We start from the raw sequence: 15,154 nt of genomic DNA, 5'->3' as shown, positions 1-15,154 counted from the left end.
TTCACTTTGGTCGGTAAAGCAGGGAGGGTATCGGCGCTGGCCCTCCTACCTCTACCGTGTGGTCCAAAGCGCTGCAGTTATTCTATGAATCCAGGCATGGAAGCGCCGGTAGACGCCGGCGTCATCAAGCGCGGTTCGCTGCTGGTGGCGGCGGGCAGCGCCGAGCTGACCATCCCGGTCGAGGCGCGCTGCCTGCGCCAGCACTTCGATGAGTCGCGGGGGCAGTACCTCGTGGCCTTCGTCATCACCCGCCTCGATCCGGCCCAGCGGGAACTGCTGCGCCGGGTTATCCGGGCCTACCTCGCCGGGCGGCATGCCAGCGTCGAGGAGCTGATCGATGCCGAGGACCCGCAGACACCCCGCCGCTCGATGCCGGAGGGGGCGTCGATGCCGGCCTCTGGGTCGCTCTGGCGCTATTCGCTGCTGCTGCTGGCAAGCCTCGCGCTGCTGCTGGTGCTGGCGGTGACCCTGTATCGCAACCTCTTGCTGGTCGAGCCCGATTTCGCCGCGGTGACGGCGCCGCGGGTCGACATCGTGGCGCCCGGCAACGGCGTGCTGGCCGATCACGGCCTGACGCCCGGCGATCGGGTCGAGCGCGATCAACTCCTGGTGAACATCGACAACCGCGAGCTGCGCGCCGAGCTGGCCCTGGCGCAGGCGGGCGAGCGCTTCAACCAGCGCCTGATCGATACGCTCAAGACGCGCCTGGCCGACCCCGACACCCAGCGGGTCAGCCTGTTCAATGCCACGCGCCCTGACGACTATCGGGCGACCACCTTCGAGACCGCCGATGCGGGCATCGCCCGGGAGCGCGTCGACCAACTCGAGGCCAGCGTCGATTTCGAACGGGCCAGGGTCAACGCCCTCGAGACCCGCCTGTCGGGACATCGTCTCTTCAGCCCCTGCGAGTGCCTGGTGGCCTGGGCGGTCGACGGCGCCGGGGATGTCTACGTTCAGCAGGGCGATCCCCTGATGACCCTGACCCGCACTGAGCCGGAGGCGGTGCTGGTCGAGGCGCTGGTCCACATGGAGGACATCTCGCGACTCGAGCCGCACCAGCTGGCCTTCGTCGACCTGGGCAACGGCAAGGAGGTCATCGAGGCGCGGGTCCGCAGCATCGCCCTGGATATCGAGCGCCAGCCCCGGGCCGGCTTCCCCCACTGGGTCCGCCAGCAGCAGAACGTCGCCAGCGTGCTGCTGGTGCCCGAGCGGCCGCTGCCGCCACACCTGGTCGGTCGTCCCGTCGAGGTGCGGTTCAGTGACGCCCCCGCCTTCGACGCCGTGGCCGAGTGGTTCCTGAGCGCCTTCAACGGTTTGATCGGACGCTTCGTCAGCACGTCAGAGGGGGAACCGTCGTGAGGTGGCGGCGCGGCTCGACGGGTCTGCTGACGCTGGCCCTGATCCTCGGCGCGTCGCCGCTCCTGGCGTCCTCCACCTCGGCGACGCCGGGCCTCGCGCCCTGCTCGCAGCGCTATGTGCCGGTGGGTCAGGCCTCGCCGAGCGAGGCGAGGGATCCGGAGCAGGCGCTGAAAGAGGGCTTCGCCGCCACGCGCCTATGGGGTGTGGATAACTTCAGCGTGTCCGGGGACGCGGGGCACGCCGAAGGCCGCGTCCTGAGCGTCGACTACCCGGCAGGCACCTCCTCGCCCAGCGACAGCGACCATGCCGGCGTGCGCGGCGGCGGTGGCTTCTACGCCGCGCCCCCGGGCCTGAGCGGCAGCGAGCGCGCCTGCCTGCAGTACCGCCTGCGCTTCCCCGGCGGCTTCGACTTCGTCAAGGGTGGCAAGCTGCCGGGCCTCTATGGCGGCGACGCCCCCAGCGGGGGGCGCCAGGCGGACGGTCACAATGGCTTCTCGATGCGTTTCATGTGGCGCGAGGCCGGGCAGGGCGAGCTCTACGCCTATGTGGTCGAGCCTCAGGGCGACTATGGCGTCTCCCTGGGTCGGGGGCGCTGGGACTTCCCCACCGGCGAGTGGCTGACCCTGGAGCAGGAGCTCATTCTCAACGCACCCGGCCGGTCCGACGGCGTGGCGCGAGTCTGGGTGAACGGCGAGCTCGTCTTCGCGCACGAGGAGCTGCGCTATCGCGAGACCGAGACGCTGGGCATCGACGGCCTGATGTTCTCCACCTTCTTCGGCGGCACGGGGCCGAGCTGGCGCACGCCCCGCGACCAGCGGGTCGACTTCGCCGACTTCCGCTTCTACCGGCCCGCCTCATGAGGGTTGCGCTGCGCTCACTCCGTTCCGCGCTCGGCCCCGTACTGGCGGCGGCCCTCGTGTCCCTGAGCGGCGGCGTTCAGGCGCTGAGCCTCGAGGAGCGTCAGGCCCTCGACCTGTCGCACTACGTCGTGACTCGCCCGGGCGCCTCCTACTTCGACGTGGCCGAGCGTCGACGCCTGCTGGCGACCACCGACAACGCCCTGCTGCTCCACCAGATGGATCGCCTGGACAACGCCCAGAGCTGCCGCCAGAGTCTCGCGCAGCCGGTGCTGAGCGAGGGCCTGCGCCTGCCGAGCTTCTATCCGCGACCGCAGCGGTGGTACGAGGCCTCGCGCCCCTACTTCCGCTTCGAGGATACCGTCTCCGGGCTCGCCGGGGCCTATATGACCACCGGGGAGGCCTACTACGCCGACTGCCTGGTGCGCTATCTGGACCGCTGGGCGCGTCACGACGGCCTGCTGGACTTTCACTACCAGATCTACGAGCCCCAGGCCTGGTACGCCACCGAATCGATGATCTTCGCCGCGGCGATGGCCTACTCGATCGTGCGTCCCGCCGTCGAGGGCGAGGAAGAGCGCACGCAGCGCGTCGAGGCGTGGCTCAATCGACTGGCCCATCGTCATGCGGGCATCCCCGGCCGCAGCGGCGGCAGCTGCTGCAACAACCACTTCTACCGCCGCGCCCTCTACGCCAGCATGGTGGGCGTGCTGACCGAGGACGATGCGCTCTTTCGCTTCGGCGTCAGCGCCGTCCATTCGGCGCTGGCCGAGATGACCCCGGAGGGGGGCTTTCCCCGGGAACTGGCGCGGGGGCGCCGCGCCCTGCACTACCAGAACTACGCGCTGCTCTACCTGATCACCAACATGCAGGTCATCGCGCGCCAGGGCTATGACATCTTCGACCTGAGCGTGGAGGGCCGTACCATCCATGACGGCGTCGAGCTGGCGCTCAGGGGGCTGACGGCGCCGTCGCACTTCCATGAGCGGGTGGGCCTCGAGGTGCCCGAGGAGCAGTATCTGGGCTTCATCGACGATCCTCAGTATTTTGCCTGGATGGAGATTTACCAGGCGCGCTACGCCGATCCTCGCATCGATGACTTCCTGCGCCCCTACCGGGCCATCTACAACCGCAGCGCGGGGGGCTACCTGACGCTCTACTTCATGTCCCCCGAGGCGCAGCAGCTGGCTCTGCCGGGCTCGCCGGTGCGCGACGAGCAGGCGCCCGCCTACGATTTCGATCCCTATGGTGATTCATGAACGCAGTCGGTTCGACGCCCGCGCGGCGTCCCGTCGCCCGCCTCGTCAGGGCGGCGGTCGGGGTAGGCCTCGCCCTGGCGATGGCGGGGTGTCAGGGGCTCTCCTCGCGCCTGCCTGAGGGTGGGCTCCCTCCGGTGGCCGTCGAGGATTGGGCGCTGCTGGCCTGGACCTGGCCCTATGAGATGAATCACCTCGATTGGACGCGGGTGCGTCGCGCGCGCCAGGCCGTCGAGCGGGGCGACTACGTCGGCGGCCTGGCACGGTTGGAGGAGATGGCCGCCGATGGTCTGCCGCCGGCCCACTACGAACTGGCCAAGATGTACCACTACGGCCATGGCGTCAGCCGCGATCTGCGGCGGGCCGAGGGGCTCTATCACGCCGCCATTCGCGTCAACTCCTCGATTCGCGACAACGCCTCCTACAACCTGGCCCGGCTCTACCTGACTCACGATGCGCTCGGCAATCACGATGTCCTGGCCTACCGTCTGCTGCAGCAGGCCCTGCCGGGGCAGCGTCGCGCCGAGGCCCTGGTGCAACTGGCCGCCCTGCGGGCCAGCGGCGGGGACGGCATCCCCGTCGATCGCCAGGCGGCCGAGGCGCTCTATCGTGAGGCGGTCCGGCTCGGCAGCGACGAGGCCCTGCTGGCCCTCGCCGAGGCCTATCACGACGGCGGCTTCCTGCCCGCGGACGCCGACGCCTCCCGGGACTACCTGGCGCGCTATCGGACCCTGGTCAATGCGCGCATCGCCGAGGGTGAGGTCGAGGCGATGCTCGACATGGCACGTCTCTATGGCCCCGAGGGACGGCTGGGCCCGGCGCCCGAGCGGCGTCTGGCCTGGCTGGTGCGCGCCGCGGAAAGCGGTAGCACCGACGGCATGCGCCGGGCGGGCGAGCTGATCTTCGTCGAGGACCCGGCGCGGGGTTTCGAGTGGCTGCGCCGTGCCGCCCACCGCGGCAGCGTGCCCGCCATGGCCACGGTTGGGGCCATCCGGCTCGGGGCCCCGGCGGCGCTGGCCGACCCCGTCCAGGCCCGCTTCTGGCTGGAGAAGGCCGTCGACAACCGCTCGACATCGGCCATGACCGACCTCGGCGAGGCGCTGCTCGTCGGCGAGACGCTGGAGCCCGACCCGGCGAGAGGCCGCGCCCTGCTCGAGGCCGCCGCTCAGCATGGTGAGCCTCGCGCCCTGACCCTGCTCGGTCGCGCCTTCCTGGAGGGGACGGGCCTGCCGCAGCGGCCGCGCCTGGCGCTGGGCTACCTGCAGCGGGCCCACCGAGAGGGTGACGTCTGGGGCACGATCGAGCTCGGCCGGCTGCGGCTGAGTGGCGCCGAAGACCTCCCGCCCCGCCCCGAGGAGGGCGAGGCGCTGCTCGCCTCGGCGGTCGAGCGCGGCGAGACCGCGGCCATGCGCGACCTGGCCGAGGCCTACCTGGCGGGCACCGCCCTGGCGGCTCGGCCGTCGCGAGCCGAAGCCCTCCTGCAGCGCGCCGTGGCGCTGGGGGACACGACGGCGATGGCGCGCCTCGCCGACGCCTACCTGAACGGCGAGCTGGGCGGTGCCGGACCCGAGCGGGCCCTCGAACTGCTCGAGGCGGCCGCCGACCGCGGCGACGACTATGCCATGCTGCTGCTCGGTCGCGCCTATCGGCAGGCGCCGGGCGGGCTGAGCGTCGATCTGGTGGCCTCCGAGCGCTGGCTGCGCCGTGCCGTCGAGGCCGGCCACCCCTCGGCGCCTCGGGCGCTGCGCAATACCCTCTATGCACAGGGGCTCGCGGGCCGTGTGCCGGCGCTGATCGAGGCGGCCGAGGGGGGGGCATCCCGGTGCCATGGAGGCCCTGGGGAAGCGCTATCTGACGGGAGAGGGGGTCGCCGTTCGGTCCGGCCAGGCCGAGCGGTGGCTCGTCGAGGCCGCGGCGGCCGGTCGCGACGGGGCCGCCCTGAGCCTCGGGCGGGCCTATCTGGACGGCGACGTGCTCAAGCGACATGCCGAGCGCGCGCGGCGCTATCTGGTGCCGCTCGCCGCGGCGGGCGAGCCGAACGCGGCCCTCGTTCTGGGGCGGGCATATCTGCCCGAGGGCGGGTTCGCGCAGGATCTCGACGCCGCCGAGCGCTACCTCGCGCCGCTGGCCGATCGCGGCCATGCCGTCGCGGCGCGCGAGCTCGGCCAGGCGCTGCTGGAGGGGCCCGCCCCCTTTCGTGATATCGTCCGCGGACGAGACTACCTGGAACTGGCCGTCGAGGCCGGCGACCTCTATGCCCAGGGGGCGCTGGGTCGGATGCTGCTGAGCGACGACAGCGGTCTCGTGCCGGACGTCCCGCGCGCGCATCGCCTGCTGAGTGCGGCCGCCGAGGCGGGACACCTCGGCAGCCTATCTGCCCTGGGGCGCGAGTATCTCGCCGGCGACGTCCTGCCCTTCCGGCCCGAGCAGGGCGCGCGCTATCTGGTGAGCGCCGTGCGGCGTGGTCATGAGGAGGCGCGCTTCTCCCTGGTCTCGGCCTACCTGCGCGCCAACGGCCTGACGAACCGCTATGCCGGCCGCCGCGAGGCGCGGCTATGGCTCGATGGCGTCATTCAGGCCGACGACTCGCTGGCGCTGGCGGAACGCCCGCCGGCGCCCGAGCCGCGGCGGGAAGGTTAGGCCGTCCCCCTTTCTTTGCGGCGAGTGACGCAGGCCGCGCGCTGCTCTGGAATAATGGCGCCCCCTTGCACGCCGCCCGATGGCGGCACCATCACTTTCTCAGGGAGCGCGGCATGCCCACGGACGCTTTTCGTCCCCGATCGACCCCTCGCCTGGCCGAGACTGCCCTGGCGCTGGGGGGCTTTGCCATCGGCACCACTGAATTCGTGATCATGGGCCTGATGCAGCGCATCGCCGACGACTATGGCATCGCGGTTCAGGAGGTGGGCCTCGCCATTAGCGCCTACGCCCTGGGAGTGGTGGTCGGTGCACCGCTGATCTCGGCGGTCGGCGCGCGGATTCCCCGCCGTCGGCTGCTGATCGGCCTGATGGTGTGGTTCGCCGCCGCCAATTTACTGACTCTGCTGGCCCCCTCGTTCCACGGCTTCGTCGCCCTGCGCTTCGTCGCCGGCCTGCCCCACGGGGTCTACCTGGGGGTGGCGGCGCTGGTGGCCGCCAACGTCGCCGAGCCCCACGAGCGGGGCCGTGCCGTCGGCCGAGTGCTGGCGGGGTTGACCCTGGCGATCCTGGCCGGGGCGCCCTTGGCCACCTGGATCGGAGGCCTGGCGGGCTGGAAGGCGGCCTTCGTGCTGGTGGGGGCGCTGGGGCTTTGCACCGCGCTGCTGGTGCGGCTGTGGGTGCCGGTGCAGCCGCCGAATGATGGCGCCTCCCTGCGCTCGGAGCTCTCGGCGATCACCCGGCCGCGGGTGCTCTACACCCTGGCCGTGGCCTGCGTGGGCTTCGCCGGCATGTTCAGCGTGTTCAGCTATGCGATGCCGACCCTGACCCATCAGGCCGGCATGCCCGAGGCGCTGGGGCCGCTGGTGCTGGCGACCTTCGGGGTGGGCGCGGTCATCGGCAATTATGCGGGTGGACGGTTGGCCGACATCCACCAGAGCCGTGCCATCGGCGGCGCCCTGGTCTGGGCGGCGTTCTGCCAGCTGGGCTTCTTCCTGGCCGCCGATCAGATCTGGAGCGGCATGCTGTTCGTGGGCCTGGTGGGCACCTGTGGCGCCCTGGTGCCGCCGCTGCAGACCCGGCTGATGGATGTCGCCGGCGATGCCCAGACCATGGCCGCGACCCTCAACCACGCCGCCTTCAACATCGCCAATGGCCTCGGCGCCTGGCTGGGTGGCCTGGCGGTGACGGTGGGGCTGGGCTGGTCGGCCACGGGTCTCGTGGGCACGGCCATGGCGCTGGCCGGCCTTTCGATCTTCCTGATCGCCCTGGCGCGAGAGCGTGAGACGCAGGTGCCTGCCTGATCCTGCGCCAGCCTGATGCGGCGCCGATCTTATGAGGACAAGGAGAGACCATGACGACGGCTTACGAACGCCGCACGCCGGAATCGGCGCTGCCCTTCTTCGGGGTGGCGCTGGCGTTTCTGATCACCATGCTGGGCACCACTTTGCCCACGCCGCTGTATCCGGTCTATCAGACGCGCTTCGATTTCTCTGCGCTGACCATCACGGTGATCTTCGCCGTCTATGCGCTCGGGGTGATGGGCGCCCTGGTGGCGACCGGGCGCTGGTCGGATCAGCTCGGCCGTCGTCCGATGCTGGGGGCCGGACTGGCGGCAGCGGCGGCGAGCGATGTGATCTTCCTCGCGAGCGACGGCCTGCATAGCCTGCTGGTCGCCCGCTTCATCTCGGGGATGTCCGCCGGCATCTTCACGGCGACCGCCACGGTGGCGGTGATGGAGCTGGCGCCTCGGGCCTGGCCGCGACGGGCGGCCTTCCTGGCCACCGCGGTCAACATGGGCGGCCTGGGGCTGGGGCCTATCCTTGCCGGCCTGCTGGTCGAATACCTTCCCTGGCCGCTGCGCCTGGCCTATGGGGTGCATCTGGCACTGGCCGCGCTGGCGGTACTGGTGATTCTCAAGGTGCCCGAAACCGTGAACCGCCCGGCGTGGCCGAGGCTAAGCCTGCAGCGGCTGCAGGTGCCGGACGAGGTCCGCGGGCTCTTCTTTCCGGCGGCGATCGCCGGGTTCGCCGGCTTCGCCCTGCTGGGCTTCTTCACCGCCACGGCGCCCGCCTTCATGATCGGCGTGCTCGGGCATGACAGCCTGGCGCTGTCGGGGCTGGTGGCCGGGTCGGTGTTCTTCGCCTCGACCCTCGGCCAGCTCCTGCAGGAGCGTTTCCCGGCGCCCTGGCGGCTACCGCTCGGCTGTGCCGGAGTGATCCTCGGCGCCTCGCTGGTCGGCGTCGGCATCGGCCTTGGCTCGCTGGCCGTCTTCCTGCTCGGGGCGCTCGTCGCGGGCACCGGCCAGGGCATGGCCTTTCGTGCCGGCCTGGGCGCCGTCGTGCAGGCCAGTCCCGACGACCAGCGCGGCGGCGTCGCCGCGACCTTCTTCATTGTCGCCTACATCGCCCTGTCGATCCCGGTGGTGGGCATCGGGCTGGCGGCCCGCGCCTTCGGCCTGGCGACCGCCGGCATGGGATTCGCCGCTGGCGTGGCACTGCTGGCGGCCATCTCGCTTGCGAGCCTGCTGTGGATCAGGCGTCGCACGCCGAAGGCCGACAGGAAGCGTCCGGCCTGAACGCACCACGCTGGGCGAAGGGCCCGGCGTGGTGCGTAAGTAAAGTGTCGTGGCGTCGCGAGGCGCCTGACGCGGCGTTATTCGATGTTTTGGATCTGCTCGCGCATCTGCTCGATCAGCACCTTGAGTTCGACGGCGCAGCGGGTGGTCTCGGCGACCACCGATTTCGACGACAGGGTGTTGGCTTCACGATTGAGCTCCTGCATCAGGAAGTCCAGGCGGCGCCCCACCGGGCCGGGCTGGCCGAGCTGGCGCTCCACCTCGGCGACGTGGGTGGCGAGGCGGTCGAGCTCCTCGTCGACGTCGGCCTTCTGGGCGAGCAGCAGCAGTTCGGCCTCGAGTCGCTGGGGGTCGAGCTCGGCGCGGATGGACGCGAGCCGCTCCAGCAGCTGCGCGCGCTGGCGCTCGAGAATACGCGGCATCAGCCGGCGCACCTCGGCCACCTGCTCGTTGATCGCGGTGAGGCGCTCGCGGATCAGCGCGGCGAGCTTCTCGCCCTCCCGAGCGCGGCCGGCGATCAGGTCGTCCAGGGCGGCCTGGAACAGCGTCAGGGCCTCGCGCTTGACGGCCTCCAGGTCCGGGGCGCGCCGCTCGAGCACGCCCGGGTGATCGAGCAGGCGCAGGGCATCGGGCATGGCGGCGTCGGGCACGCGCTGGCGCACCTCCGCCAGGGTGATGGCCAGGGCGTCGAGGCGGGCCCGGTCGACGCTCGGCTCGGCCTCGTCGCCGGAGGGCTCGAAGCGCAGGGTGCACTCGACCTTGCCCCGAGCCAGGCGCGTGCGCAGCGCTTCGCGGAAGGCCGGCTCCAGGTCGCGAAGCGCCTCGGGCAGGCGAAAGTGCGGCTCCAGGTAGCGCTGGTTGACCGAGCGCAGCTCGAGCTGCAGGCGGCCGGACTCGCCGTCGTGCTCCTGACGTGAAAAGGCGGTCATGCTCTGAACCATGGGGCCTCCCGATAGAACGCGTGGTGTGCAGGGCCCGCAGTGTACCCGATTCCGCGGCCAGACCGTGTCGCCCAGAGCGTGTAGAATGGCCGCCATTCCACGGGTGTCTTCCCGTCATCTTCCCGATTCAAGAGAGCTGCCATGACCTCGGAGATCCGGCGTCCCAGCGGACGCGCCGCCGACCAATCCCGCGACATCCGCCTCACCCGCGACTACACCCGCCACGCCGAGGGCTCTGTACTGGTGGAGTTCGGCGACACCAAGGTGCTGTGCAACGCCAGCGTCGAGGCCGGCGTGCCGCGCTGGCTGCGCGGCAAGAAGCAGGGTTGGGTGACCGCCGAATACGGCATGCTGCCCCGCGCCACCCACTCCCGCAGCGGCCGCGAGGCGACCCGCGGCAAGCAGGGCGGCCGGACCCTGGAGATCCAGCGGCTGATCGGCCGCTCGCTGCGCGCGGCGGTGAACCTCAAGAAGCTCGGCGAGTACACCATTACCGTCGACTGCGACGTCATCCAGGCCGATGGCGGCACCCGCACCGCGGCCATCACCGGCGGCTGCGTGGCGCTGATCGACGCCATCCGCTACCTGCAGCGCGAGAAGCTGATCAAGGCCGATCCCTTCCACCAGCTGGTCGGCTCGATCTCGGTGGGGCTCTACAAGGGCGTTCCGGTGGTCGACCTGGACTACCCGGAGGACTCGAGCGCCGGTACCGATATGAACGTGGTGATGGCCGAGGGCGGCGAGCTGATCGAGGTGCAGGGCACCGCCGAGGCGGGCACCTTCAGCCGCGCCGAGCTCAACGCCATGCTCGACCTGGCCGAGAAGGCCGGCGCCGAGCTGTTCGCCCACCAGCGCGAGGCGCTGGGCATTCGCGGCTGAGTGGCATACTCGCTGTAGAAATGTGCCGACGACAGGCTGAAGGAGGTCCTGCGCCAGGGGTGAGGAGCGCTGCTCCGAACGGGTTGGCCATGGATGGCCAGCACCGGACCTGCAAGCGGAGCGGGACGCGAGAGCGCAGCAGGGTGCCGGTAGCGCCCAGGGACGGGTTCACAGCGCCTCCGGAAGGCCTGTCAGGCGGCTGAGCCCTTGGTCAGGTCTCTCCCACAAACGCAGCGCGCCGGCCCGAGGGCCGGCGCGTTGCGTTCCGGACGGGCCGGAACGGCGACGAAGGGAGCGGGCTCAGAGCGTCAGGTCGTACTCGACGATCAGCGGCGCGAACTCCGAGAAGGTCGCGTCGTAGTCGATCCAGGCGTCCACCACGTGGCGGCGGAAGTTCGGCCCGACGATCTGGTAGTCGATGCGCCAGCCCTCCTGGCGGGAACGCGGCACCTCCTGGTCGAGCTTCGGCCACCAGGTATACTCGCCGGCGTCGCGATTGATCTCGCGGAAGGTGTCGATGAAGCCGGTGGGGCCGAAGACCTGATCCATCCAGGCACGCTCCTCGGGCTTGAAGCCGGGCGTGGTCTGGTTGTCGGCCCAATTCTCCAGGTCGATGGTCTTGTGGGCGATGTGCCAGGAGCCGCAGATGATGTACTCGCGGCGCTTGCGGGCCATCTTCGACAGGTACTCCTGATACTGGGCCATGAAGGCCTGCTTGGCGGCATAGTCGCTACCGTCGGGCATCAGGAAGCTGGCGATGCTGAAGCGGTCGTAGTCCGCCTGCAGGAAGCGCGCCTCGTGGTCGCACTGGGGGAAACCCAGGCCGTACATGATGGCCTTGGGGATCTGGCGGCAGTAGAGGCCGACCCCCGAGAAGCCGTCCTGCTCCGCATCGAGGAAGTAGCCCTCGTAGCCTTCCGGATAGAGGATGCTATCGTCCAGCTCGAAGCTCTTGGCCTTGAGGTTCTGCACGCAGACGACGTCGGCATCCTGGTTGGCCAGCCAGTCGAGGAAGCCCCGTCCGACCGCTTCGCGGATGCCGTTGACATTGATGGTGGCGATTTTCATACGTGGTCCCTTTTGCGTCGCGCGTGTATGATACCCGACGTTTCGACGTTTGGGTAAATGGCGTCAGTCGATAAACGTGATAGGAGGCTCCGTGGCGGACCCGCGTACAACATCGTCCCTGCAACCCTACCAGCGGGCATTCATCGAGTTCGCCATCGAACAGGGCGTGTTGCGCTTCGGCGAATTCACCCTGAAATCCGGCCGCGTCAGCCCCTATTTCTTCAACGCCGGCTTGTTCCGCACCGGCCGCGCCCTGGCCGAGCTGGGCCGCTTCTACGCCCAGGCCATCGCCGACAGCGAGCTTGAGATCGACGTGCTCTTCGGGCCCGCCTACAAGGGGATTCCGCTGGCCGCCACCACCGCCGTGGCGCTGGCCGATCACCACGACCGCGACCTGCCCTACGCCTTCAACCGCAAGGAGGCCAAGGCCCACGGCGAGGGCGGCAACATCGTCGGCGCCGAGCTCGCCGGGCGCATCCTGATCATCGACGACGTGATCACCGCTGGCACCGCGATCCGCGAGGTGATGGGCCTGATCGACGACGCGGGTGCCAAGGCGGCGGGTGTGGTGATCGCCCTGGATCGCCAGGAGCGCGGCCGCGACGAGAACGATCCGCGCAGCGCCATCCAGGAGGTCGAGGCCACCTACGGCATGCCGGTGGTCAGCATCGTCACCCTGGACCTGGTGCTCGAGTACCTCGAGCAGCACGCCGGCGAGGCGCTCAAGGGCCATGCCGAGGCGATTCGCGCCTACCGCGACCGCTACGGCGTGTCCGGCGACTGAGGCCCGGCGGCGCGATGTCCGCGCCAGGCGATCCCTTCCTCGGGCCCCGCACGGGGCCCGAGCGCGTTGTACGCCCTTACTATCAGGAGCCGTTGATGCTTGACGTGGTGCTCTACCAGCCCGAGATCCCGCCCAATACCGGCAACCTGATCCGGCTCTGCGCCAACACCGGCTTCCGGCTGCACCTGATCGAGCCGCTGGGCTTTACGCTCGACGACAAGCGCCTGCGCCGCGCCGGGCTCGACTACCACGAGTGGGCCCGGGTGCGCGTGCATGCCGACTGGGGCGCCTTCCTCGCCGCCGTGGCGCCGGCGCGGGTCTTCGCCGTCTCCACCCGGGGGCGCACCGGCTATCACGAGCCTGGCTATCGCGAGGGCGACGCCCTGGTGTTCGGCCCCGAGACCCGCGGCCTGCCCCAGACGCTGCTCGATGCCTTGCCCGAGGCCCAGCGCCTGCGTATTCCGATGCTGCCCGACAGCCGCAGCCTGAACCTCTCCAACGCCTGCGCGGTGGTGGTCTTCGAGGCCTGGCGCCAGCTCGAATTCGTGGGGTCCGGCCTCCCGGGCGCCGGGCTTCAGGGGGCCGGCCTCCCGGGGTCGGCCCCTTCCGAGGCCGGCACCTTCGAGGCCGATCATCCGGCCATCGACCCCCACGCGCCTGCGAGGAATGCCTGATGTCCACGTCCATCAAACGCCGGGTCGCCGGCCTCAATCCCCGCCAGCAGGAGGCCGTGCGCTACATCGACGGCCCCTGCCTGGTGCTGGCCGGGGCGGGCTCGGGCAAGACCAGCGTGATCACCACCAAGATCGCCTACCTGGTGCAGGAGTGCGGCATGAGCGCCCGGCGCATCGCCGCCGTGACCTTCACCAACAAGGCCGCCCGGGAGATGAAGGAGCGGGTGGGCAGCATGCTCAAGGGCAAGGAGGGGCACGGCCTGACCGTCTCCACCTTCCACACCTTGGGGCTCAACATCATCCGCAGCGAGCTCAAGGCGCTCGGTTACCGGCCGGGCTTCTCGCTGTTCGATCCGGAGGATGCCAAGGCGCTGCTGCGCGACCTGATGAACAAGGACGCCCAGGTCGACGCCGACCAGATCAACGCCGTGCAGCAGCAGATCTCCCAGTGGAAGAACGACCTGCTGCTGCCGGGCCAGGCGCTCTCCCACGCCGAGGACGACGACGAGCAGTACGCCGCCCGGGTCTATGAGGCCTATGTGCGCCACCTCAAGGCCTACAACGCCGTAGACTTCGACGACCTGATCCTGCTGCCGGTGGTGCTCTTGCGCGACGATCCCGAAGCGCTGGCTCGTTGGCGGCGCAAGATCCACTACATGCTGGTGGACGAGTATCAGGACACCAATATCAGCCAGTACCTTCTGGTGCGGCTGCTGATGGGCGAGCGGGCCACCTTCACCGTGGTCGGCGATGACGACCAGTCGATCTACGCCTGGCGTGGCGCGCGTCCCGAGAACCTGGTCACCCTGGGCGAGGACTTCCCGCGCCTGAAGGTGATCAAGCTCGAGCAGAACTACCGCTCCACCGGCACCATCCTGCGCGCCGCCAACACCCTGATCAGTAACAACCCCCACGTCTACGACAAGACCCTGTGGTCGGAGATGGGCGAGGGCGCGGCGATCCGCGTGGTGGTCAATCGCCACGAGGAGGCCGAGGCCGAGCGGGTGGCCAGCGAGATCCTCACCCGGCGCATCAAGGAGTCCGCCGAATGGCGCGACTTCGCGGTGCTCTACCGCGGCAACTTCCAGGCCCGGCTGCTGGAGCTCAAGCTGCAGCACTACCAGATTCCCTACAAGCTCTCCGGTGGTACCTCCTTCTTCTCGCGCAACGAGATCAAGGACGCCATGGCCTACCTGCGCCTGCTGATCAACCCGGCCGACGACAACGCCTTCCTGCGCATCGTCAACGTGCCGCGCCGCGAGATCGGCCCGAGCACCCTCGAGAAGCTCGCCAACTACGCCAACGACCAGGCCTCCGGGCGCTCGATCTCGCTGTTCGCCGCCTGCCACGAGTTGGGCCTCGCCCAGCAGCTGCCGGAGCGGGCGATGGATCGGCTGTCGCGCTTCACCCACTTCATCGACGGGGTGCGCCGACGCATGGATCAGGGCGACGCCATCGAGGCCATCCGCGGCATGCTGCACGAGATGGACTACGAGGCCTGGCTCTATCAGAACGCCAGCGCGCCGACCATCGCCGAGCGGCGCATGGCCAACGTCTGGATCCTGATCGATCAGCTCGAGAAGTCCATGAACCGCGATCCCGAGGACACGGCCAGCGAGGAGACCGAGACCGACGACGTGGAGGCGGCGATCTCCCGGCTGGTGCTGCGCGACATCCTCGAGCAGCAGGCCGAGGAGGACGACTCCGACCGGGTGCAGCTGTTGACCATGCACGCCTCCAAGGGGTTGGAGTTTCCGCATGTCTACCTGATGGGCCTGGAGGAGGATCTGCTGCCCCACCGCAACGCCGTGGAGGCGGGCACCGTGGAGGAGGAGCGTCGCCTGGCCTACGTGGGCATCACCCGGGCCCGGCGCACCCTGACCATGACGCTGGCGCGTCAGCGCAAGACCTATGGCGAGATGATGGACTGCACGCCCAGCCGCTTCCTCGACGAACTGCCGGCGGACGATCTGGAGTGGGAGGGGCGCGCCGACCGCGAGGACCCGGAGAAGAAGCAGGCGCGGGGCAAGGACGCCCTGGCGGGGATTCGCTCGCTGCTGGGCTGAGACCGGGCTGATGAAACCGGGTTGAAAGGCGGCGGCCGGCTACCGACGGCCGCTC

The 15,154-nt window shown here is 70.0% G+C and carries 12 protein-coding genes and 1 pseudogene; 11 read left to right on the top strand and 2 right to left on the bottom strand.

All coding sequences use genetic code 11. The features are described from left to right. Positions 1–96 precede the first annotated feature (96 nt). The 7 genes from BM388_RS05755 (at position 97) to BM388_RS05730 (ending at position 8,687) form a co-directional block, all read left to right on the top strand. Entirely contained in the window at positions 97–1,359 is a 1,263-nt protein-coding gene (locus BM388_RS05755) for an efflux RND transporter periplasmic adaptor subunit (protein WP_175535039.1), read from the top strand. Next, the gene (locus BM388_RS17810; protein ID WP_089848107.1) at positions 1,356–2,219 is read left to right on the top strand and encodes a polysaccharide lyase; all 864 of its coding nucleotides are present in this window, start codon (positions 1,356–1,358) and stop codon (positions 2,217–2,219) included. Before BM388_RS05755 ends, BM388_RS17810 begins: the two co-directional genes overlap by 4 nt. Before the next feature lie 56 nt (positions 2,220–2,275). Beyond that, on the top strand, positions 2,276–3,475 hold the full coding sequence (locus BM388_RS05745) for an alginate lyase family protein (protein WP_245781469.1): 1,200 nt from the start codon (positions 2,276–2,278) through the stop codon (positions 3,473–3,475). Next, positions 3,472–5,673: a tetratricopeptide repeat protein gene (locus BM388_RS05740; protein ID WP_089848103.1), complete on the top strand. Its 2,202-nt coding sequence runs from the start codon at positions 3,472–3,474 to the stop codon at positions 5,671–5,673. Before BM388_RS05745 ends, BM388_RS05740 begins: the two co-directional genes overlap by 4 nt. After that, a complete protein-coding gene (locus BM388_RS17805) occupies positions 5,597–6,112 on the top strand; it encodes a tetratricopeptide repeat protein (protein WP_425431908.1) in 516 nt (171 codons plus the stop codon). Before BM388_RS05740 ends, BM388_RS17805 begins: the two co-directional genes overlap by 77 nt. 113 nt (positions 6,113–6,225) lie before the next feature. Then, entirely contained in the window at positions 6,226–7,413 is a 1,188-nt protein-coding gene (locus tag BM388_RS05735) for an MFS transporter (protein ID WP_089848101.1), read from the top strand. 50 nt (positions 7,414–7,463) lie between these two features. Continuing rightward, entirely contained in the window at positions 7,464–8,687 is a 1,224-nt protein-coding gene (locus BM388_RS05730) for an MFS transporter (RefSeq protein WP_089848099.1), read from the top strand. A 77-nt stretch (positions 8,688–8,764) separates the two neighbouring features. On the opposite strand, the gene BM388_RS05725 is transcribed toward BM388_RS05730, so the two are convergent. After that, a complete protein-coding gene (locus BM388_RS05725; RefSeq protein ID WP_089848097.1) occupies positions 8,765–9,628 on the bottom strand; it encodes a YicC/YloC family endoribonuclease in 864 nt (287 codons plus the stop codon). 141 nt (positions 9,629–9,769) lie between these two features. On the opposite strand from BM388_RS05725, the gene rph reads away from it, so the two are divergent. Continuing rightward, a complete protein-coding gene (gene rph / locus BM388_RS05720; RefSeq protein WP_089848096.1) occupies positions 9,770–10,507 on the top strand; it encodes a ribonuclease PH in 738 nt (245 codons plus the stop codon). Positions 10,508–10,807: 300 nt separating this feature from the next. Here the strand turns inward: rph and BM388_RS05715 are convergent, their stop codons facing one another. After that, positions 10,808–11,575, bottom strand: a complete 768-nt coding sequence (locus BM388_RS05715; RefSeq protein ID WP_089848094.1) for an exodeoxyribonuclease III — start codon at positions 11,573–11,575, stop codon at positions 10,808–10,810. Between the two features lie 91 nt (positions 11,576–11,666). On the opposite strand from BM388_RS05715, the gene pyrE reads away from it, so the two are divergent. From pyrE to rep, 3 genes and pseudogenes are all read left to right on the top strand, one after another. After that, entirely contained in the window at positions 11,667–12,359 is a 693-nt protein-coding gene (gene pyrE / locus BM388_RS05710) for an orotate phosphoribosyltransferase (protein WP_089848092.1), read from the top strand. A 95-nt stretch (positions 12,360–12,454) separates the two neighbouring features. Further along, positions 12,455–12,928, top strand: a pseudogene (gene trmL, locus BM388_RS05705) (tRNA (uridine(34)/cytosine(34)/5-carboxymethylaminomethyluridine(34)-2'-O)-methyltransferase TrmL); the annotation flags it as partial. 104 nt (positions 12,929–13,032) lie between these two features. Next, positions 13,033–15,099 (top strand): DNA helicase Rep, encoded by a 2,067-nt coding sequence (rep, locus tag BM388_RS05700; protein WP_089848090.1) that lies wholly within the window; start codon positions 13,033–13,035, stop codon positions 15,097–15,099. Positions 15,100–15,154: the final 55 nt, after the last annotated feature.

The sequence above is a fragment of the Halomonas saccharevitans genome (assembly GCF_900116405.1).
Classification (GTDB): domain Bacteria; phylum Pseudomonadota; class Gammaproteobacteria; order Pseudomonadales; family Halomonadaceae; genus Halomonas; species Halomonas saccharevitans.
This window is presented reverse-complemented; position numbering and strand designations above follow the sequence as displayed.

Coding starts and splice junctions, on each gene's coding strand:
- BM388_RS05740 (WP_089848103.1), top strand. CDS start 3,472: ATGAACGCAGTCGGTTCGACGCCCGCGCGGCGTCCCGTCGCCCGCCTC.
- BM388_RS05725 (WP_089848097.1), bottom strand. CDS start 9,628: ATGGTTCAGAGCATGACCGCCTTTTCACGTCAGGAGCACGACGGCGAG.
- BM388_RS05755 (WP_175535039.1), top strand. CDS start 97: ATGGAAGCGCCGGTAGACGCCGGCGTCATCAAGCGCGGTTCGCTGCTG.
- rep (WP_089848090.1), top strand. CDS start 13,033: ATGTCCACGTCCATCAAACGCCGGGTCGCCGGCCTCAATCCCCGCCAG.
- BM388_RS05730 (WP_089848099.1), top strand. CDS start 7,464: ATGACGACGGCTTACGAACGCCGCACGCCGGAATCGGCGCTGCCCTTC.
- BM388_RS05735 (WP_089848101.1), top strand. CDS start 6,226: ATGCCCACGGACGCTTTTCGTCCCCGATCGACCCCTCGCCTGGCCGAG.
- BM388_RS05715 (WP_089848094.1), bottom strand. CDS start 11,575: ATGAAAATCGCCACCATCAATGTCAACGGCATCCGCGAAGCGGTCGGA.
- rph (WP_089848096.1), top strand. CDS start 9,770: ATGACCTCGGAGATCCGGCGTCCCAGCGGACGCGCCGCCGACCAATCC.